We start from the raw sequence: 20,619 nt of genomic DNA, 5'->3' as shown, positions 1-20,619 counted from the left end.
AAGGGTGGCCGACAGGCCATAAACAGTACTTCTTTTTACATTCAAGCATAATAGTAGATTGCCAATGAACAATCAGTTTCTTTTAATTGTAGCAGTATGGCTTTCAGCCGCAAGCCCTTCCGTGGCTAATACGGTAAGCCATCTTAACTATGATCGGGTAATCCGGCAGGAACCCATCAAGGGAGTGGTAATCGGCACAGACGGTACTCCTATACCAGGTGCATCTGTGAAGTCACTGTCTTCCAAACGGGTGACAACCACCAACGAACGCGGGGAGTTCTCTCTGCAGGCCGCCGAAGGCGAAAAATTAGTCATCTCCTCTATCGGTTTCACCCAACAGGAAGTGGCAGCCAGCGGCTCATTTATGCGCATTACGCTGGCCGCAAGCAGCAGCCAGCTGGGAGAAGTGGTAGTAGTGGGTTATGGTAGCCAGACCAAAGCCGACGTTACAGGTGCATTGACGCAGCTGAAAGCTGATAATATAAAGCAGGGTGTCAACGTCTCTGTTGATAACATGCTCCAGGGTAAAGTATCCGGTGTGCGTATCGCCCAGTCCAGCGGTGAACCAGGCGCCGGGGTGGATGTGTTCATCCGTGGTGTGGGCTCTATCCGTAGCGGTAGTACACCACTCTTCGTTGTTGACGGAGTGCCGTTAAGTAACGATAACGTGAGCGCAGGCGGTCCTAACTTCGGTCTGGGTAGCTCTGAACCTAAAAACCCGCTGAACTTCCTGAACACCAGCGATATCGAAACCATCACCATCCTGAAAGACGCCTCTGCGGCAGCTATCTATGGTGCAAGGGGTTCTAACGGTGTTGTACTGATCACTACCAAACGTGGTAGCAAAGGTGCTCCTACCTTAACTTATGATACCTATATCGGTACTTCTTCTGTTATCAAGAAGCTGGACGTGCTTTCTGCTGACGAATACCGTAAGGCAATTAAGGATCCGGTCTACGACCATGGCGGTAACACTGACTGGCAGGATGTGATCTACCGTAACGCATTTGTACAGAACCATAACCTGTCTTTTGCCAAGACCTCCAATACCGGTAGCTTCCTCGCATCAGTGTCTCACATGGACCAGGATGGTATCGTGGAAACCAGCACCTTCAAAAGGACAACCGCAAGATTGAACGCTGAAGAAGGGTTCTTCGACGACAAACGTCTGACTGTTAAGATGAACCTGACAGCCAGTAACATCGACGAAACCGGTATCCCTAACGGTAATACCGCAGGTTCTGATGGTCAGCTGATCATTCATGCTTTAATGGCAAATCCTACACGTTCTGTGTTCGATTCTGCCGGCAACTACACCAATTTCAACATGAACGCCCACTACAACCCGGCGTACCTGTTGAGCATCTATAAAGATAAGACCAATACCTTCCGCGTACTGGGTAACGTTGAAGCTGCGTTCAGGATCTTAAAAGGCCTGAACTACCGCATCAACTACGGTATTGACAAGTCTACCTCTGAGCGTAACTCCACCATCTATCCGAACATCACGGACAGAACGCCACTGGGGGCTTATGTACAGAACAACCTGTCATCACTCACCACTTTGCTGGACCAGTACCTGACATACAACCGTTCTTTCAACAAACACCAGTTGGAAGTAATGGGCGGTTTCTCTTACCAGAAGTTCCAGTTTGCGGGAACTGCCTTTGGTACACAGGGTATCACCAAACAGGGTGAAGGCGTAGATCCTGAGTACAACCCAGGTTATTCCGGAACACCAACTGCACCAAGCGGTTATGCACAGGAAAACGAACTGCAGTCTTTCTTCGGACGTGTGAACTATAACTACGACAACAAGTACCTGGTAACAGCGTCCTTACGTGCGGATGGTTCTACCCGTTTTGGTGAAGATAACAAATACGGTTACTTCCCATCCTTCGCATTGGGCTGGACCCTTTCCCGCGAAGACTTCCTGAAAGACATCAGCGCTATCCAGGACCTGAAACTCCGCGCCAGCTGGGGTCAGACCGGTAACCAGGAAGTGACCAACAAGATCACCCAGGCAAGCTATTCACTGTCACCAACGGCAGGTTACTACCTGTATGATGACCATACACTGATCAACGGTGTGCTCGTAAACCGTACCGCTAACCCAGGTCTGAAATGGGAGCTGGTAGAGCAGTACAACATCGGTGCTGACTTCGATCTCTGGAAAGGTAAATTGTATGGTTCATTCGAATACTACAACAAGACCACTAAAGATCCTATCCTGAACATTCCTTCTGGTCCGCTGAGCCCTACCACCACTGTCTGGAAGAACGTAGATGCGCAGATCGTGAACAAAGGTTTTGAATTCACGCTGGGAACTACGCTGATCCGTACGAAGAACTTCAGCTGGTCGCTCGATGTGAACGGATCTACACTGTCTAATACAATTAAAGACCTGCCTGTTTCTGAACTGTACTCAGGTAGCATTTCCGGTCCGGGCCTTTCTGGTGTGAATGCCAACATCTATAAGAATGGCTACGAAGCTGGTTCATTCTTCATGCTGAAACACCTGGGTTATGACAAGGACGGTAAGGATATCTTTGAAGATAAAAGCGGCGATGGTGTGATCAATACCAACGACAGGCAGATCTTCGAGGGTGCTATTCCTAACTTTAACTTTGGTCTCAACAGCCAGATGCGCTACAAGGCATTTGACCTGGGCTTCTCTTTCATCGGACAAACCGGCGGATACCTGGTGAACAACACTGCTCTTGACCTGAACATCAACAGCCTGGCATCTGACCGTAACGTATTGCGGAAGTATTACGAAGACGGTGCAAACCTTGCCAACCAGGTACAGCTGTCTTCCTTATACCTGGAGAAATCTGACTTCATCCGTTTAAGCAACCTGCGTCTGGGATACACTTTGACCCTGGCTAAACAGGCATGGCTGAGATCATTAAACATATATGTGAGCGCACAGAACCTGATGACCATCACCGGTTATTCCGGTTATGATCCGCTGGTGAACACTACCAAGACAGTAGGTGGAAACCAGTCCCTGGGTGTTGACTATACTACCTATCCGGCAGCAAAAACATTCCTGTTAGGTGCAACCGTTAAATTTTAGAGATTATGAGAATGAAATCATTACAACTGCATAAATTAGCTTGCATAGCGCTCACCGTGACCATGGTGGGATGTACAGACCTGAAGGAACAAGTGATCGACGAGGTACTGGGATCTAACAATTCAAATCCTGAAAACGCACTGGCTGCGGCATACGGGCAAATGGGTGACGCTACCTTTGTGGATCATGCTAACGTGTTCGGATTACAGGAGTATTCAACCGATGAAGCCATGCTGCCTACCCGCGGTAGTGACTGGGGCGATGGCGGTGTATACCGTGCTATTCACGAGTTCACCTGGGGACCTGATAACTCGCTGGTGACCAACACCTGGAACAACCTGAACGCAGGTATTACCAAATCGCTGACTGCTATCAGCACTATCAACAGCAAGCCTGATTTTACCAATAAGAAGCTGTTCCTCGCTGAGGCAAGAGCCCTGTTGGCATTTTATACTTACCATACACTGGACCTTTACGGACAGGCTCCCTACAGAGATCCATATAACACAAACGCTCAGCTGGAGGTAAGAAAGGCCGCTACAGCCATCGATGATCTGATCAAAGAGATGGAAACCATCCTGCCTGACCTGGCTAACCTGAAAGAGCAATCCACACACAACGGACGTTTCACCAAACAGGCTGCGTATGGTCTGCTGGCAGATATGTACATGAACCGCGCAGTGTTCAAAGACCGTTATGCTACTGGTGGCTTTAACTTCAAGGAAGCAGCGGTTGACAACAATGGTACTGATATGGATAAGGTGATCTATTACACTACCCAGATCATCAACAATTCACAGTTCCACCTGGAAACTAACTATTTCAAGAACTTTGATATAGACAACAACGGCGCACCTGAACTGGTATTCGTTGTATCTCAGGATATCAATAACCTGCGCAGCAGCGATAACGACTTCGCGTACATGCCGGTGGAAAGAAATCAGAAGCCTTCACCTGCTAACAGGGGTACCAACGCGGTTTGTACTACGCCTGAGTTCTACCAAACCTGGGATGGCAATCATGAAGATCCAAGGTTTGCCAGACACTATCAGTACAGTGACGGAACCTGGTTCATGAACGACGGTTCTGACACAAGCGTGCCTGCAACCAGCCTCGTGGCAAACAGCGCCAGTCTGCCATGGTTCCACTTCAACCGCGGTTTCCAGGTAGGGCAGCAGTACGGACCGAAACTGTCCGGTACTGGTTTCGAAATGACGGCTAACCGTATCAAAGTTTCAAAACTTTTCTGCGAAAAGAACACTACACTGGCAATGGACTTTACGCCTGAGCTCAACTTTGATAACCCGGCACAATCTGTGTTCTCACAGGCACAGATCAACCGTGGTGTACGTATATTCAAATATGAGTTCGATCCTGAAAAGGATAATAGTACCAGCAATGTAGATATTCCGCTGATCCGTCTGGGTGGTATGTACTGTCTGCGTGCAGAAGCTTATTTCCGTAACGGTCAGACAGATCTGGCACTGGCAGATATCAATAAATTGCGTACCACCAGAACCCGTGAGGCGCTGTACAACAACGTTCCTGGTGTTGCTTTGACTGCCCTGACCGAGCAGACCCTGTACAATGAGATTGCTTATGAAATGTATTGGGAAATGCAGAGAAGGAAGCAATCCATCCGTTTCGGTAAATTCGAAGCTGCCCTCGCAGGTTCAGCTAAGCCGGTATCACAGCCGTTCCGCAGGATCTATCCGATTCCGCAGTCTACAATGGACGCGACTAAGATATTCCAGCAGAATGATAAATATTAATGAAGGCTGACTGAGAAAGTTGGTTCAACATAAAAGCAAATGGCTCGCCTTGGTGAGCCATTTGCTTTTAAAGAAGTATATCTGAGACAGAACTGTTCGATAGCGTTCACCTGATCATTTCGACATCCTCGCCAGTATCTTTTTAGCTCTCGATACAAATGCCGGGCTTTCATTATCCATAGCATCCTCAATGATAAATTTCAATTCTCCTTTAATGTCCGGGTAGATCTTCGAAAGGTTTTCGAGAACAGTCAGTGAGAAGGCCTTCACTGCCGGTTTCTCCGTCGGAGAGCTGATGTAATTAAAGCAATGGTTCATCACTACGCCATGATATTTTTCAGGAATAGGAACTGTTTGTAAGGCCCTGATGGTGTTCCGCTTTGCCGCAGATCCTACGGCCGGATTGTCCAGGTTATCCAGCAGCACCGGCAGATGTTTGGCGGCAAGTTCAGGATGATCCTGCAACACATAGCTTAGAGGCCATGCGGCCCGTTGTACCACACGGTATTCCTCGTTGATAAACAGATCTACCAGCTGGGCAAACCGTTCTTCTGAATTACCGATCCAGCGTACGACGCGCATGCAATTTTCTTTGCTGGCCTCTTTCAGCAGTTCGTCTCGTAATTTCATATGTTGTTCCGACAATATGGCCGGAAGTTAATCAATTATGGAATGAACAACAATAAGGGGGGCGAATGGCTGTTAGTGGGCCTTGGATTCTTCTTTTATGTGCTCGGTAATATAGTTATCCAGCTCATTGTTGTCCACGGCTGCTACCAGTTTTTCAAGTGCCTTGTTCTTTTTAACACCTTTTCCTTTCTTATATACTTTCACCACTGCCTGCAGGCCTGCTTTGGCAGGTTCAAGGGTACTTTTATTTTCCTTGTTGCTGATACAGAAACTGGCGTAATTGGCCATATAAATGGCGAGCAGCTGAGGATTCTTTTCAAATAAGACCATAAGATGATCGCCTATTCCAACAGTCACGGTAGGGGAGCCCATCACCCATTGCATCATAAAGGCATTAGACCGCATACGGAGTGCTTCCTGTGTATCCAGGTCGGTCTCTGTAAGCCATTCTGTTACCTGTTGGAACAGGGCCTCTGATTTCGCGTAATCTTCCTTTACTTTCAGCTCAGGGAACTCGGGGCGGTCCTGAGCCTGTACGAGAAATGCGGATATGCTGAGTAACAGTGCAAATGTTGCGGTTAATATTGACTTCATAGTATAAGAATATAGTTTGTCCAAATATACGTTTAGATGTGCAATTAGTATGCACCTGTTGCCGGTACAGACCGGGGGCGATGGCTGAATCAGACAGGGGAAGCAGCGGCTGAAATCATCCATGGAAAAAATTTGACTGTTCAAAAATTAAAGGTCAAATTTACAATTGATGGCTGCCAGGGCTTGTGCCTATCAGGGTAGAGGACCGGGCCATCCTTTAGCATTTATCGTAACCACGTATGGAAGTTTAAGTTCCCGTTGTTTGATTGCCCTGCAATTAATACCCGCGACGGGTTTATATATCTGGAAAATTAAAACGTTATGAAGTTCAGACAAGTACATTCCCGAAACATTACAAAGTTATTGCTGTCAGGCATTTTTGTTGCGCTTTCCTGCCTGGGGCAGAAAGTATCCGGCCAGGGGCTGAAAGACTATTACCGGTCCTTTTTCCCTGTAGGCGTTTCCGTTTCTCCCCGCATCCTGCAGGGTGGTGAGGCACAGCTGATCATCAGCCAGTTCAACAGTGTTACTCCCGAGAACGATATGAAAATGGGGCCTATTCATCCGCGGGAGAATGAGTACAATTTTAGGGGAGGCGACTCTATTGTGGCCTTTGCGCTCAGAAATAAATTGAAGGTCAGGGGACATACACTCTGCTGGCATAATCAGGTGCCGGCATGGATCTTCAAAGATGACAAAGGAGACACGGTGTCTAAAGCAGTATTGTTGAAACGCCTGAAGGACCATATTACAACGGTGGTGACAAGATACAAGGGTAAAATCTATGCCTGGGATGTGGTGAATGAGGTGATCAGTGATAAAAAGGAAGAGTTTTACCGCAATTCCGCGTGGCTGCGTATATGCGGGCCGGAATTTATAGAAAAAGCCTTTCAGTGGGCGCATGAAGCCGATCCGGGGGCCCTACTGTTCTATAATGATTACAATGAGATAGACCCGGTAAAGCGAGCGAAGATCATCAGGATGGTGAAAGACCTGCGGGCGAAGGGAGTACCTGTACAGGCGATAGGTTTGCAGGGACACTGGGCGTTCAATGAACCTTCGGAAGAGCAGCTGGAAAAGACCTTTGCCGACTTTGCCGCTTTGAAGCTGCCGCTGCAGATAACAGAACTGGATATTTCCGTATATCCAAAAGAGCATGAAGCCAGAGGGCGGAAGGGCAGTGATGCGGATACCAGCTTTAGTCCGGAAAGGGAGAATGGCCAGGCAGAACAATACCGGAGATGTTTCGCAGTATTCCGCAAGTATAAAAATTCCCTGACAGGCGTGACATTCTGGAACCTGTCTGACAGGCGCAGCTGGTTGGATAATTTCCCGGTAGAGGGAAGGAAAGATTATCCTTTATTGTTTGACAGGAACCTGCAGCCCAAGAAGGCTTTTACAGCAGTGGTCAGCTTTTAACGTTTAGCCATCATCATTCTCTCACGTTTTTCCGCTAGCTGAAAGGGGGGCGGCCTGGGGACGGCATAAGAAGTTACGTGCAATAAAAAGTTACCGCCGGAACCGTACCATGGTACAGTTCCGGCGGTAACTTTTTATTTACCTGTGGTATTCATTTTTTTGTCATAATCTTTCTGCAGATCAGCCAGTTGTGCATCATATCCTTTTCGGTCCATGAAGGCGGCCGGATTGTAGGCATCGCCTGGTTGATGCTTTTTATGCAGGTCAAACTGGCTGGCGTGTGAAGCAACCCAGAGGTCAAAGCTGAGCCCTTTCATTGCCTTCAGCGTGTATGCATAATCGCTGGCTATTGCAGGATAGGCTGGTATGTCAGAGAAGCTCCGCTCTGTGATGATAGTTGGCATGTTTGCGATCAATACTTTATAAGAGCGCTTATCATCCTTCACATCAAAAAGGAAACTGCAGGAGCCTTTGGTATGACCGGGATGATGTAGCATAGTGATCTGCATATCCCCCAGTTTGATCACATCCTTATCATGCAGGATACGGTCTATTTCCACCGGCTGGAACAGCATGGTATCATTGTCGCCCATAGCATAATCGGACTTTCCCCCATCCCGTACCACGGCTGAATCGCCGGCATCCAGCATTAATGTAGCGCCTGTCATCTTCTTAATAGCAGCCATGGCGCCCATATGATCGAAGTGGGCCTGAGAGGTGAGGAGTATCTTTGTATCAGACAGTTTGAAACCTAATGCCTCAATATTGGCTTTAATCATTGGAGCAGAGGCAGCCAGACCGGTGTTAATAAGGATGTTCCCCTTTGGCGTAGTAATGAGATAACTACAGAGGTCATAAGTGCCTACATAATACAGGTTGCCGGCTATCCGGAATGGCTGGTATGGTGCAGACCATTCGGGTTTGTCGAGATTGGGTTCATGTACATGCTGGGCATTGGCCATCAGCGCAGAAAGTGAAAGGGCTGTGGCGAGGAAGGTGTTTTTCAACGAGATCTTTGGCATTTGTTAGAATTGTAGGCGGCAAAGATATTTCATCGATTGATAAGGCGCAGATATTTTCTGCGCTTCGTTATCAAGTGAGGATATCATTCACCACGGAAACCTTTAGGAGTAATTTGGCTATTCTTCTTAAAGACTTTTATAAAATGAGAAGGGTCTTCAAAGCCAAGACACCAGGCAATCTCTGAAATATTCCAGTTAGTATGTTTGAGCAATGCCCTGGCCTCCAGTGCGATCCTTTCTCCGATCAGTTGACTCGTCGTTTTTCCTGTTGCAGCTTTCAGCACCCGGTTCAGGTGATTCATATGGATGTTTAACTGGCTTGCAAATTCACCCGCCGACTTCAAATGAATCTGCTGCCTGGGCGACTCAATAGGGAACTGGCGTTCCAGCAGTTCCTGGAAGAGTGAAACGATCCTGTCGTGGGCATTGGAACGTTCCTGGTCGTCCACCGTCAATGCCGGCCGCATCTTGAGGGCCGTATGGATCAATTCGAAGGCCAGGTTGCGGAGTACGTCGTACTTGTATTTGTATTCGCTGCCAATTTCAGTAAACATCTTATTAAAAGTCACCATCATTTCCGCCGCTTCTTCGTCTGTCACATCAAGAATAGGAAACCCGCCCGGTTGATAGAGCGGGTATTCCCTGATATTTCCGAAGTCTTTAATAAACTCTTCCGTAAATACGCAATAAGCACCACGGGGACTCAGTGTGGCCGGCATCCAATTGTAGGGTATCTGCGGATTGGCAAACATGAGCATGTTATGTTTTACGTCGAAGGTCTTATCCGCATACGCTACCTTGTGTGGTCCCAGGATGAGGGCAATCTTGTAGTAGTCTTTCCGGCTATAAGGCATCTCATAAGGGAATTCCACCCCTTCAAAATCTTCCATACGGAAGACGTTGAAGTGCCCTATTTTTTTGAATATCTCACTAGGTAATATACCTATCGTGTTGCGATAAAATTCTTCGAGCGATAAAGCTTTCTGCATCTCATGCTACTTTTGTGCAAATATACGATTGGCGCAAACGATTCCCTGTATTTACGCATTTACGGGCCATGCGCCTGTCTGAATCAGCATGGTGAGCCAGTCTTCCAGGTGCCAGGTCTTTACGATCTTATTGTCTTTTAAATGATGAAATTCATGCAGGGCGATTGTCACCTGCTTATTCGTCGGAGCTATGCCCATGAATGCATTGCTGTGTGTGAAAGACATTTCAGCCCTGACGCCCGCCCTTTCGTGTGTCCCGAAAATCTCATGAATAGTTATCGTAATATCCGGAAAGGCGGCGCTGAAGTTCTTTACCAGTTCTTTATAGCCTTCCGCACCATCCACCTGACCAGGAGCCAGGGGAATGTCTTCCCAGTTCTTCGCAAGTACCTTGTCAACGAGGTCATAGTTTCTATTGCTGAAAACACTGTAAAAACCGCGGATGGTGTTTTCCTCTTCTGCCGTGAGTGCGGCTACCAACTCTTCCGTGCTGTTGTTTGTCATTTTGTGCTGTTTTATACTGTAAGATCATTAGCTGACTGCTACGGCAATTTTTCCTGCAGGCTTGCCATTTTCCTGTAATCTATGTGCTTCCGGCAGCTGATCAAAGGAGAGGACGGTAGATACATGGGGCTGGAGGTAACCGTTTTCTATCAAGCTGGCGATTTCACGTAGTTCTTTTCCGGATGAATGTACAAAGACACCATGTCCGGCTACGTGTGCAGCTTCCAGCAGGGGAGAGAGTGCGGATTGAAAATGTGGTTGCAGGTAAATCAGTCTGCCGCCTGTTTTAACAACTGTAATAGATCGCAGCACATGTGGGATTGAATGTACAGTGTCTATCACGACATCCATCTCTTTTACCTGCTGTTCAAACGGTGTAGTGGCATAGTCAATGAATTCGTCAGCTCCAAGTCCGAGTATGAAACTTTCATTTTTTGCTGATCCGGTGCCGATAACATATGCTCCAAGGTATTTCGCCAGCTGTACCGCAAGATGACCTACACCCCCGGATGCGCCATGAATCAATACGCGTTCACCTTTCTGCACTTTTGCCAACGTAACTACTGCCTGCCAGGCCGTCAATGCTGCCATCGGCGTAGCGGCGGCGGTAGTGAAACTTAGCTTTGACGGTTTCAGGGAAATCTGGGAGGCAGGTGCAGTTACATGCGTAGCATAAGTGCTCCCCAGTCCGGGCATGTTGATGAGACCAAATACTTCGTCGCCCGCCGTAAAACCTTCAACACCTGCTCCAACCTGTTCAATGATACCGGCAATATCCCAGCCGATCACCACAATGTCCGGTGTATTTCCATTAGTGATCATATTCAGCATCTCTTTCGAACTCCTTACCTGGCTGTCGATCGGATTGATGCCGATGCCTTTCGTTTTGATCAGTACCTCTCCTGCTGCTGGCTGTGGTGTGGGCAGGGTGGTTCTCTGAAGAGTTTCTATACCACCGTTTTGTGTTAGAATATATGCTTCCATGCTTTTGTTTTGTGGAAGCAAAGTTAGAATCAGGTAGGGCCTGGGGTGTAGGGAGAATGAAACGAAAAGTGGTAGATTTCAAACATCAGGATGGTTAACTGTACAGAAATTTTAGTCAACTTTTGTATTTTGGCAATGTGAAGCCCGTCTACATCGTTATAATTATCTCAAAACCTATATATGAAATTGTTATCCTGCCTTCTTCTTATTTTCCCTGTCTGTGTCTATGCGCAATCACCCAATGACTGGGATGCTTTTACCAGGGTGGTAAAGGTTACTGATTTTGCCGGTAAAAAATTTAAACTCGAGGCCGCGGTGAAGGTACAGCTCATTGACTCAACTGCGGAAGCGGAGGTATGGGCAAGGGTTGATAAAGCGGATAAGAAAATCGGCTTTTTCTACAATATGATGAATAAGCCTATTCGTTCCAACCACTGGGCTGTTTATACGATAAACGGCAAAATAGATAAAGACGCGGTCAACCTGTCCTTTGGTGGTCTCTTTGCACGCCGGGGTATTTTTTATTTCGATTATTTTCGTTTGTGGATAGAGACGGGTAAAGGTCAATTCGAAGAAATTCCTCTTGCTAACGGCGATTTCGAAGAAGACTCATTGCAACACTGGTCTAACTTTAAGGGGCGTACAGCCTTTAAAATTGACCTGACAAATGATACGGCCTTTCATGGTAATAAGTCTGTCAAAGTGGATGGAGCTGCATTTAAGGCTGCGCCGGCTTTTGGTGCAAACGACAGCGTCGGGAAATATGCGGCGGTTAATGGCATAAATATTTATTATGAAACATATGGAGAAGGAGAACCACTGTTCGTGCTACACGGCAATTCGGAATCGATCAACTCCTTCAGTGCACAGATACCGGCGTTTGCCAAAAAGTACAGGGTAATTGCGGTTGATACACGTGGGCAGGGAAAATCCGGCGACGATGGTAAGAGCTATACTTATGACCAGTTTGCCGCCGATATGAATGCATTGATGGATCAGCTACATATTGACAGCGCGCATATAGTAGGCTGGAGCGACGGTGGGAATACAGGCCTGATCATGGCCATGAAGTATCCTGCCAGAGTGAAGAAACTGGTCACCATGGGGGCCAACATCTTTATAGATAAAACGGTGCTCGATAAATGGGTGTTTAAAGAGTTTGACCATCAGTTGAAGGAATTAAAGAACGATACCAGTCTCAGTGGGAAGAACAGGGTGCGTCTGATCAATATGATGTTAACTGAACCCAGGTACGCCTTTGATGATCTGGGTGTGATCCATTGCCCGGTATTGGTAATGGCCGGGGAAAAAGATGTTATAAAACCAGCGCATACAAAACAGATCGCAGCACATATACCGGGAAGTACACTGCTGATCGCTCCTAAGCAAACACATTATTATCCCACGGAGAATGCAGCCTCATTCAACAAGGAAGTGCTTGACTTTTTCGGAAAACAGTAACACTACAGGAAACTGTCGATAGATTTGATGTGTCGGTAGCGGCACATCAAATCTATCGACAGTACTATTTATAAATAGTTTCAGTTGGCCCAAGATAACACTGTTCAGTATTCCCAAAGTCCAATACCAGTTTCTGTAACACTGCCCCGCTGTTCACCATCCAGTATTTGACAGTATGTTTCCCCGGCTTGCTGATGGCATGCCTGCTGGATTTTATAATAATATTCTCAGCCACCCATTTGTTCCAGATGCCATTGATGCTGGTTTTATCTTCTTTATTGATACTGATGATCTGAGGCATCCCATCATCTACCGAAATTGCATATTGCAGCCCTTCTTCCGTATTGTGGAAATTGAGGGTAGGGGAGTGATAAGTATTGATATTGAAATCGCCTGCGCTATAAGTATAGATGTCATATTCCAGATGAGGTGTATTGCCACCGGGGTTTTGAGTAGCAGCAGTGACAGGGAAGACGGTGATTGCCGAACCAGTCCTGCCATGGTCTGGTAGGATCTGCCAATGTATGTTATTGGTGTTGATAGCCTTTGTGTAGTGATCAGCTGCAATGGAAACGCCTCTTTGTGCTTCCTCGTAAAATACATTTCCCTTTGTCCCCGCCGGAATGGTAGATTTGGTCAGTACCTTTTGCTCGTCCCTGTTTTTCGCGACGACAGAATCGGTAGATACATAATAAACAGCAGGCATCTTTTGACGCTCCGGTTGTTGCCAGTAAGTATAACCAATATGGGTCTGGCTCATCATATGGTTCCATTTCCCGCTATTGAGCCGGTGGTATTCCAGGGTGATTAAGCTATCCTTGACATAACATACCTTTACTTTATCAGCATAGGTATTAGCGACTATCCATTTATGTGCATAGGCGTCTTTATTTAACGCCACATTATAATACAGCTCATTCAGGTTAGCACAGGCCTTTACAGGATGTAATACAAGCTGGAAATAAGCGTCCTGGTATTCCATCGGTAACGCACGACGAATATCCTCCGCTTTTTTCAGCAGATTATTATAGTCCTGAACTACCCTTTGCCACTCCCCGGTACCAAGGCTATAGGTGCTGGCATCAAGCAACTCAGGCTTTCTTCGAGAGTTGAATTTGGCGTATTGATTTAACAGATGTGCAACGTCTTTTGCATACGCCGCACCAAATTGCTTAGCCGCCCATTGCTCGCTATAGGCTTGCAGGTCGTTGGCGCCAATCTTTTCGGGATCCCAGGCATAGTCCAGGAAGAAGGAAATAGGGAACTCCATTGGTTTGATATCGCCCACATTTACAACCCATATTTGTCTTGCATTGTATTCCCAGGCTAAATGCATCTGCTCCCAGATACGTGGCAGCGGATTTGTGTTAAGCCACTTATAGTTCCTCGGACCGCCAACATAATCAAAGTGATAGTAGATACCATATCCGCCTGTTCTCGGCTTATCATTTAAGCCGGGTAGTTTCCTGATGTTGCCCCAGTTATCATCACAGAGTAATAAAGTGACATCATCCGGTACCCTCATGCCTTTGTCGTAATAGTCCTGTACCTCTTTATACAAGGCCCAGAGCTGAGGAGTAGCGTTTGCAGGCTTGCCCGTTACATCGGTAATTATTTTCCGCTGATCTGCAACAATCCTTTCCAGCAAGGCGGTAGCCGTTTCTCTTGACATGGGCTCATCGCCATCGCCCCGCATGCCAATTGTTACGATCTTTTCATTCCAGGCCCGTTCAATGCCCTGTTGCCAGAATGTTTTCAATCTTACTTCATTACTATCATAGTTCCATTTCCCGCTGCCATATCTTCTCCATTCATCATGAGCCCTCATCAGTGGTTCATGATGTGAAGTGCCGATCACTATCCCATACTTATCCGCCATTTTGATGTTTAATGAATCATCGTCATAGAAAGCGTTACCCCACATGGCAGGCCAAATGTAATTCCCCTTTAGTCGCAGGATCAGTTCAAACACTTTCTCATAGAAATGATGGTTAAAGCTGCCGAACTTTTCCTTGCTCCAGTTAGACAAAGCAGGTGCTTCGTCATTAATGAAGATGCCACGGTATTTCACTTTGGGTGCATCACTGACTGTAACGTTTTTCCTGATAAAGACGTCCGCTTTCTTTTTTACCGGTACATCCGCCCACCAGTACCAGGGTGATACTCCTAATTGTTTAGATAGCTCGAATACACCGTATGCAGTACCCCTTCTGTCGCTACCTGCAATAACAATACTATGGCTTGAGCTCTTGATAAGATAAGCTTCCCACTTGTTTTTTAAGGCACTGAGATTCAGCTGTTTTTTGAGAACCTTTATAAGCGAGGATTTTTCTATTGATCCAATGATGATGACAGGTTGGGACCAGGTTCCCGCTGATATGGGCAGCTTCACGCCGGTAACCATCTCAATGTCTTTCTGTAAGCAGATGGCGGATTGCCGTACCAGTTCATCATCTGCCGGGTCAACGCAGATGACCGCATTCCGGAGGGAAAATGCATCCTGTGATGCCTTATCGGTCACGATCGATTGTGCATAGGAACAAAGAGCCGACAGGCTCGCCATTACCAGGAAGATTATCCGTTGCATATATTAAAAATGAGTCTAAAGGGCCAGTGTTGTCTGGGTTCCGGCACCTGGTCCGTTGCCGTTCATAAAATAACGAGTTTTCATAACAGGACGGGCCGGCCGTCTAATCCTAAGATATACATAATCTCTTAAAGGCGATAAAAAATAAGGCGGACCGGATATATAAAAGGCGGGGAGTCTTATATATGTTTTTACTATATTAACTTATCAATATCGACCCTTATGATACAGAACTATATCAGGTTAGCCTGGCGGAATTTCCGTAAGTACCCCTTGTTCTCATTTATTAATGTAGCCGGATTAGCCATTGGCTTAACCTGTGTATTGCTGGTGGTGCTATTCGTGAAAAATGAACTGAGTTTCGATACCTTTCATGAAAAAGCGCCGAACCTGTATACTATTACCACTACTATAACGGATAAACATGGACAGACGACGAGTGGCAACGGGTCGGGGCAGGTACAGGGACCTGCTTTTAAAGAGGCGATCCCTGAGATAGTTGATTATGTCCGTTTCTGGAATGTTGGTGGATTTAATATTGTAGGAGAAGAAAAAGCCTTTCAGGTAGAAGGACTATTCGCAGATAGTAGTTTCTTTAAACTGTTTTCATTTCCCTTATTGTATGGTAATGCTGCTAGTGCCCTGACAGATCCTCATTCTATTGTACTGTCAGAACAGTCTGCTATGAGATATTTCGGAAGAACAGACGTGGTGGGCAGGACCTTAAAAATAGAAGAACAGGGTATGCAGACGCTTACTGTAACAGCAGTAGCAAAAGCACTTCCTTCCAACTCCTCTATTCGTTTTGATGTAGTACTGCCTTTCAGATTCCTTCAGACATTCTTTAAAGATGGAAGCTGGTTAAATCAATATGTGAGCACCTTTGTACTGCTGCATCCCCAGGCCGATCCAAAGAAAGTAGAGCGAAAGTTTGCTGGTATTTTCCAGGCCAAAGCAGGCAGGGAAATACAGGAGGCAAGACAGCGGGAGGATGTTTCCACAAAACTCTCGTTCGGCCTGCAGCCATTTGCTGGTCTGTACCTCAATACTGGAGCAGTGCAGGGCGAAGGCGGCATATTCAACGGAAGTCTGTCTACTGCCTTGTATCTTTTATCTGGTATAGCCGCATTTATTTTGTTGATGGCTTGTATCAATTTCGTAAACCTGACTATCGCACATTCCCTGCAGAGAGCCAAAGAGATCGGCATCAGAAAAGTGAACGGCAGTAACAGGTGGCAGATCATCAGCCAGTTTTTGACAGAAGCTGCCTTATTATGTATAGCGGCCTTCGTGCTGGCAATTGCATTTAGCCGGATATTACTGCCGGTAGTCAACTCATTTACAGGCAGGGACATTGAGTTACACCTGATAAAGGACGCAACGATATGGATAGTGGGACTGGGTATTCTCGCAGTAAGTGTTATCATGACCGGATTATACCCCGCCTTTGTGCTGTCGGGATTCAATGCAACAGAAGTGCTGTATGGTAAACAAAAAACACGTGCCGGCAGGGGATGGTTAGGCAAAAGCCTGGTCGTTTTCCAGTTTACACTGGCTATTTGTTTTGTTACAGGCTCGCTGATATATTATCTGCAAATGACCTTCATCGGGAATAAAGCGCTTGGCTATAATACTGTAGGTTTGATTAAGATCAAGCTGCCTGCACAACGTAATCCAGACCGGCTGGTAACGCTTTTCCGCACAGAGTTGACCGCGTTGCCTTCTGTGGTACAGGTAGCAGGCTTTAATTCATGGGGAGATAATAACGTTGTGAAAGTAAATGATAAGACCATTCTGAGCCATAAGGTGAGGGGAGATGAGTTTTATTTACCTGGTCTGGATATTCCATTAAAGCAGGGCAGGAACTTCTCAGCTGCATTTGTAGCTGATTCTTCAAAGTCGGTTATAGTCAATGAAACATTTGTGAAACAGGCAGGATGGAAAGATCCTATTGGCCAGCAAGTGAAACTGATGGGTGAATGGGATGGAGATATGAATATGACGGTAGTGGGTGTGATGAAAGACTACCATTATAATTCGCTTAAAGAAAAGATCGGTCCTGAGGTATTGGTAATGAAGGATTATGAACAGTTGATCGTAAAGGCGCGGGAGGGAAAGGCATCTGAAGCATTGGCCGGTATAGAAAAGATATACAAAAGATACCTGCCGGACAGCCCTTTCCAGTTCAGTTTCCTGGATGCTGACATTGCTCGTCAGTACCGCGACGAAAAACATTGGCAGCAGATCATCGCTTACGTGACGATACTGTCAGTTTTCATCTGCTGCCTGGGACTGTTTGGCCTTTCATATTTAGCCGCACGTCAGCGTACCCGGGAAATAGGGATACGTAAAGTATTGGGGGCAGGAGTGGCGGGTATTGCAGGCTTATTATCAAGAGATTTCCTGCAACTGGTAGTCATAGCTTTCCTGATTGCTTCGCCGTTAAGCTTCTTTGTGATGAATCACTGGCTGGACAACTTTGCGTACCGCATTCATATCAGCTGGTGGATCTTTCTGGTTGCCGGAGGGATGGCCATATTTATTGCCATGGCGACGGTAAGTTTTCAAACTATAAGAGCAGCAATGGCGAACCCTGTGGATGCGTTGAGGAGTGAGTAGCGGATTCCTGCTACTATTTTTAACATAAAAGTCAGATATTCGCCTTTGAAAATTATTCACTATGGGCTTTAGATTCACCAGCACACCTCCGCCTCCTGTTGTTTTGCGTGCAAAATAACGAGGCCTTTCCTCCGAAAGTAAGGTTATCCTGCTTCAGGCAGGTTCTCTCCATACCTACGCTGGTATCGGAGCCCAGGTTGTTTTGCATGCATCTGTCCTCTTGATTTTAAAAGGATTTCGCAGCATTTAAAACAACGAAATGATTAAATATTCCCGGAATAAACTGATTATTCCTGCAGTACCATTAGTACTGCTATCCATGATAAGCTTACAGGGCGGCGCCTCTATCGCTAAATACCTTTTTCCTGTCTTAGGTGCAACCGGTACTGCCACTTTACGGGTTGCTTTCTCAGCACTGATGCTGCTGGCGGTTTTCAGACCCAACTTCCGGCTTAATAAGAAACAATGGTTGGCCTGCCTGGCCTATGGCATTTGCCTGGGAACAATGAACCTCGTGTTCTATCTCGCCATCAGGCGTATACCACTTGGCCTTGGTGTAACGCTTGAATTTACTGGTCCGCTGGTACTGGGACTGTTCGCTTCACGAAGACCACTTGATTTGCTCTGGGCATTATTAGCTTGCATAGGAATCGCATTAATTGCTCCCTGGCAACATAGCAGCATAGATGTCCTCGGAGCAGCCCTGGCCATACTGGCAGGGGTGCTATGGGCCAGTTATATAGTATTGGGTGGAAAGGTTTCCAGGTTAATGAAAAGCGGAGATGCCGTGACGATAGGGATGTGCATTGGCAGCCTGTTTGTTCTACCCATTGGTATTTTCAGTGGCGATCTGACAGTACTGGACCTGCGTCTAATATTGTTGGGGATTGTTGTCGCACTCCTAACCAGCGCTATTCCATTCACCCTTGAGATGAGGGCGCTGAAGCAATTGTCTGCACCGCATTTCGGTATCTTGATGAGTTTACATCCTGCATTTGGCGCACTCTCAGGACTGCTTTTCCTGGGAGAGCATTTAAGCATAGCACAATGGGTATCTGTTGCCTGTGTTATTGCTGCCAGTGCAGGGGCCACTTATTTTTCAAGGAAACCGGTAACCTTGGATTAATCCTCAAACAGAAGGTGCATCAACAACCTGATGCACCTTCCTGAGCACCGCGGCTCATCACCCTAAGCCACGTTGGGAGTCAGGAAGTAGCGGAACGGTTTCAGATGGAGATCGCGGGCCTTCGGCTCCGTTGACCCACGCTGGATGAAGTTAAATAACGTTCCAATGTCCACACGCTTGGTAAGGTCCCATAGTCATCCTGCCAAAGAGGCGCCGACCGCGGTCCCATCTGAAACCGCAACGCTTTCCGGATCTCCAGCGTCAATCCCAACACTACCCAAACATTCCAGTGCTATCAACCCAACAGGCAAGTAGAAACATCTGCAATTATATAGTCCTTGCCGTTGACTGCGATAGCAGCAACAGCCTGTCACAATAACACTCATTTCGGACATATCACCCTGACAGATATTAATTTGAACTATTCACTTTTTTTGTATCTTCGGCGGCGTTGAACACTAAATAACCAGAATCAAAGTAACCCCGGGCCTCACCTTCCCCTTTAGTTACGATGTCTTTTTAACCCAAAACCCAAATGAACAACACAATGAAGCATCTCTTGAAGGCATTCCTATGCACCCTCGTATGCAGCTTTATCCTTTTTTCCTGTAAGAAAGATCAGGTACAAAAGCAATCCCCTAACGAGATCACAAAAGACGTGATCGCACAGATCAAAGCCATGGGCTTTAGTACACAGGATGTAAGAAGAGTAGACGACGGTTATGTTGTGGAAGGCGATATCTTCCTGTCAGACAAATCGCTGAAAGAAAAAGCGAACCCCAGAAGCCTGGTGATCGCTAAAGAAGAACAATATCAGACCTGGAATATCATTGCCACTTCAGGCCACAGGGTGATCACTGTTTCTGTTACCAATCTGCCTGCCGCCTATACCGCTGCAGCAGATGAAGCCATCGCCCGTTACAACGCGATGGGCCTGCGTATTTCTTTTCAGCGTGTAGCCAGCGGCGGTGAGATAGATATTATCAACGCTAACCTGGGTGCAGGTGTACTGGGACAGTCAGCCGGCTTCCCTGATGCCTATGGTAACCCACCAAGCCCGATCAGGCTGAATGCGGCTTATATCGGCAGTACGCCAAATCAGGGCTGGATGGCTACGATCATCGCGCATGAAATAGGCCATACCATCGGCTTCCGTCACACAGACTACTTCAACCGTGCATACAGCTGCGGTTCAGGTGGTAACGAAGGTGTTGCCGGTGTAGGTGCTGATCATATTCCTGGTACGCCCACTGCAGGCGATCCTAACAGCTGGATGCTGGCTTGTATAGGCACTGGTCAGAACCGTCCGTTTAATACCAACGACCAGGTAGCCCTGAACTACCTGTATGGCAACATCACCGGTAGCAATCCGATTCCTGATGGCACTTACAAGATCGTAAGCGAAGCCAGTGGAAAGGTAGTGGACGTTGATGCGAACGCTATCGGTAACAACGGCGCCATAGTACAGCAATGGAGCTGGCTGAACGGCGCTAACCAGAAATGGTCCTTCACTTACCTGGGCGGTGGTTACTATCGTATCACCAGCGCAGCTAGTGGTAAAGTGCTGGATGCAGATGCGAATATTATCGCTGCTAACGGCGCCAGGATACAGCAATGGGACTGGCTGGGTGGCGATAACCAGCAATGGTTGCTGCAGCCGCAGGGCAATGGTTCCTATGCGCTCATCAACAAACGCAGCGGCAAAGTGCTGGATGTAGATGCCAACACTATCGGCAACGATGGCGCCATCCTGCAGCAATGGGCATGGCTGAACGGCGGTAATCAACGCTGGTTTATCCAGGCGCCCTGAGCCTGCTGATGTATAAGTGGGAG

14 protein-coding genes are annotated in these 20,619 nt (G+C 46.9%); 7 read left to right on the top strand and 7 right to left on the bottom strand.

Translation table 11 applies throughout. The features are described 5' to 3' along the window. Nucleotides 1-64: 64 nt before the first annotated feature. Together L3C95_RS18520 and L3C95_RS18515 are read left to right on the top strand one after the other, a co-directional pair. The gene (locus tag L3C95_RS18520; RefSeq protein ID WP_236389709.1) at nt 65-3,079 is read left to right on the top strand and encodes a SusC/RagA family TonB-linked outer membrane protein; all 3,015 of its coding nucleotides are present in this window, start codon (nt 65-67) and stop codon (nt 3,077-3,079) included. 5 nt (nt 3,080-3,084) lie between these two features. Beyond that, nucleotides 3,085-4,851 (top strand): RagB/SusD family nutrient uptake outer membrane protein, encoded by a 1,767-nt coding sequence (locus L3C95_RS18515; protein WP_236389707.1) that lies wholly within the window; start codon nt 3,085-3,087, stop codon nt 4,849-4,851. 114 nt (nt 4,852-4,965) lie between these two features. Here the strand turns inward: L3C95_RS18515 and L3C95_RS18510 are convergent, their stop codons facing one another. Together L3C95_RS18510 and L3C95_RS18505 are read right to left on the bottom strand one after the other, a co-directional pair. Next, complete coding sequence (locus L3C95_RS18510; protein ID WP_236389705.1) at nt 4,966-5,481, bottom strand: hypothetical protein; 516 nt, start codon at nt 5,479-5,481, stop codon at nt 4,966-4,968. A 72-nt stretch (nt 5,482-5,553) separates the two neighbouring features. Then, entirely contained in the window at nt 5,554-6,075 is a 522-nt protein-coding gene (locus tag L3C95_RS18505) for a hypothetical protein (protein ID WP_236389703.1), read from the bottom strand. Nucleotides 6,076-6,396: 321 nt separating this feature from the next. Here L3C95_RS18505 and L3C95_RS18500 point away from each other — a divergent pair, with 321 nt between their 5' ends. After that, entirely contained in the window at nt 6,397-7,494 is a 1,098-nt protein-coding gene (locus L3C95_RS18500) for an endo-1,4-beta-xylanase (RefSeq protein WP_236389701.1), read from the top strand. Nucleotides 7,495-7,628: 134 nt separating this feature from the next. Here the strand turns inward: L3C95_RS18500 and bla are convergent, their stop codons facing one another. The 4 genes from bla to L3C95_RS18480 all read right to left on the bottom strand — a co-directional run bounded on the left by bla (nt 7,629) and on the right by L3C95_RS18480 (nt 10,993). Continuing rightward, on the bottom strand, nt 7,629-8,516 hold the full coding sequence (gene bla, locus L3C95_RS18495) for a subclass B3 metallo-beta-lactamase (protein ID WP_236389699.1): 888 nt from the start codon (nt 8,514-8,516) through the stop codon (nt 7,629-7,631). 83 nt (nt 8,517-8,599) lie between these two features. After that, nucleotides 8,600-9,505 carry a helix-turn-helix domain-containing protein gene (locus L3C95_RS18490; protein WP_236389697.1) on the bottom strand — a complete coding sequence of 302 codons (906 nt, stop codon included), beginning with the start codon at nt 9,503-9,505 and terminating at the stop codon, nt 8,600-8,602. Nucleotides 9,506-9,556: 51 nt separating this feature from the next. Then, nucleotides 9,557-10,009 carry an ester cyclase gene (locus L3C95_RS18485; RefSeq protein WP_236389695.1) on the bottom strand — a complete coding sequence of 151 codons (453 nt, stop codon included), beginning with the start codon at nt 10,007-10,009 and terminating at the stop codon, nt 9,557-9,559. Nucleotides 10,010-10,036: 27 nt separating this feature from the next. Continuing rightward, nucleotides 10,037-10,993 (bottom strand): NADP-dependent oxidoreductase, encoded by a 957-nt coding sequence (locus L3C95_RS18480; protein WP_236389694.1) that lies wholly within the window; start codon nt 10,991-10,993, stop codon nt 10,037-10,039. Nucleotides 10,994-11,173: 180 nt separating this feature from the next. Between L3C95_RS18480 and L3C95_RS18475 the strand changes: the two genes are divergently transcribed. After that, the gene (locus L3C95_RS18475; RefSeq protein ID WP_236389693.1) at nt 11,174-12,454 is read left to right on the top strand and encodes an alpha/beta fold hydrolase; all 1,281 of its coding nucleotides are present in this window, start codon (nt 11,174-11,176) and stop codon (nt 12,452-12,454) included. A gap of 64 nt (nt 12,455-12,518) precedes the next feature. On the opposite strand, the gene L3C95_RS18470 is transcribed toward L3C95_RS18475, so the two are convergent. Continuing rightward, nucleotides 12,519-15,041 (bottom strand): glycosyl hydrolase 115 family protein, encoded by a 2,523-nt coding sequence (locus L3C95_RS18470; RefSeq protein WP_236389691.1) that lies wholly within the window; start codon nt 15,039-15,041, stop codon nt 12,519-12,521. A 222-nt stretch (nt 15,042-15,263) separates the two neighbouring features. Here L3C95_RS18470 and L3C95_RS18465 point away from each other — a divergent pair, with 222 nt between their 5' ends. From L3C95_RS18465 to L3C95_RS18455, 3 genes are all read left to right on the top strand, one after another. Further along, nucleotides 15,264-17,660: an ABC transporter permease gene (locus L3C95_RS18465; protein WP_236389690.1), complete on the top strand. Its 2,397-nt coding sequence runs from the start codon at nt 15,264-15,266 to the stop codon at nt 17,658-17,660. Between the two features lie 259 nt (nt 17,661-17,919). Beyond that, nucleotides 17,920-18,786: an EamA family transporter gene (locus tag L3C95_RS18460; RefSeq protein WP_236389689.1), complete on the top strand. Its 867-nt coding sequence runs from the start codon at nt 17,920-17,922 to the stop codon at nt 18,784-18,786. 547 nt (nt 18,787-19,333) lie between these two features. Continuing rightward, nucleotides 19,334-20,596, top strand: coding sequence for a M57 family metalloprotease (locus L3C95_RS18455; protein WP_236389684.1), 1,263 nt, complete (start codon nt 19,334-19,336; stop codon nt 20,594-20,596). Nucleotides 20,597-20,619: the final 23 nt, after the last annotated feature.

Origin of the sequence: Chitinophaga filiformis (assembly GCF_021646545.1) — a bacterium.
Lineage (GTDB): Bacteria > Bacteroidota > Bacteroidia > Chitinophagales > Chitinophagaceae > Chitinophaga > Chitinophaga filiformis_A.
Note: the sequence above shows the minus strand (reverse complement) of the source record. Positions and strands in the feature narration are given on the sequence as shown.

Excerpts from the sequence above, each read along its gene's own strand:
- L3C95_RS18520 (WP_236389709.1), top strand. The coding sequence starts at position 65 with ATGAACAATCAGTTTCTTTTAATTGTAGCAGTATGGCTTTCAGCCGCA.
- L3C95_RS18515 (WP_236389707.1), top strand. The coding sequence starts at position 3,085 with ATGAGAATGAAATCATTACAACTGCATAAATTAGCTTGCATAGCGCTC.
- L3C95_RS18510 (WP_236389705.1), bottom strand. The coding sequence starts at position 5,481 with ATGAAATTACGAGACGAACTGCTGAAAGAGGCCAGCAAAGAAAATTGC.
- L3C95_RS18505 (WP_236389703.1), bottom strand. The coding sequence starts at position 6,075 with ATGAAGTCAATATTAACCGCAACATTTGCACTGTTACTCAGCATATCC.
- L3C95_RS18500 (WP_236389701.1), top strand. The coding sequence starts at position 6,397 with ATGAAGTTCAGACAAGTACATTCCCGAAACATTACAAAGTTATTGCTG.
- bla (WP_236389699.1), bottom strand. The coding sequence starts at position 8,516 with ATGCCAAAGATCTCGTTGAAAAACACCTTCCTCGCCACAGCCCTTTCA.
- L3C95_RS18490 (WP_236389697.1), bottom strand. The coding sequence starts at position 9,505 with ATGCAGAAAGCTTTATCGCTCGAAGAATTTTATCGCAACACGATAGGT.
- L3C95_RS18485 (WP_236389695.1), bottom strand. The coding sequence starts at position 10,009 with ATGACAAACAACAGCACGGAAGAGTTGGTAGCCGCACTCACGGCAGAA.
- L3C95_RS18480 (WP_236389694.1), bottom strand. The coding sequence starts at position 10,993 with ATGGAAGCATATATTCTAACACAAAACGGTGGTATAGAAACTCTTCAG.
- L3C95_RS18475 (WP_236389693.1), top strand. The coding sequence starts at position 11,174 with ATGAAATTGTTATCCTGCCTTCTTCTTATTTTCCCTGTCTGTGTCTAT.
- L3C95_RS18470 (WP_236389691.1), bottom strand. The coding sequence starts at position 15,041 with ATGCAACGGATAATCTTCCTGGTAATGGCGAGCCTGTCGGCTCTTTGT.
- L3C95_RS18465 (WP_236389690.1), top strand. The coding sequence starts at position 15,264 with ATGATACAGAACTATATCAGGTTAGCCTGGCGGAATTTCCGTAAGTAC.
- L3C95_RS18460 (WP_236389689.1), top strand. The coding sequence starts at position 17,920 with ATGATTAAATATTCCCGGAATAAACTGATTATTCCTGCAGTACCATTA.
- L3C95_RS18455 (WP_236389684.1), top strand. The coding sequence starts at position 19,334 with ATGAAGCATCTCTTGAAGGCATTCCTATGCACCCTCGTATGCAGCTTT.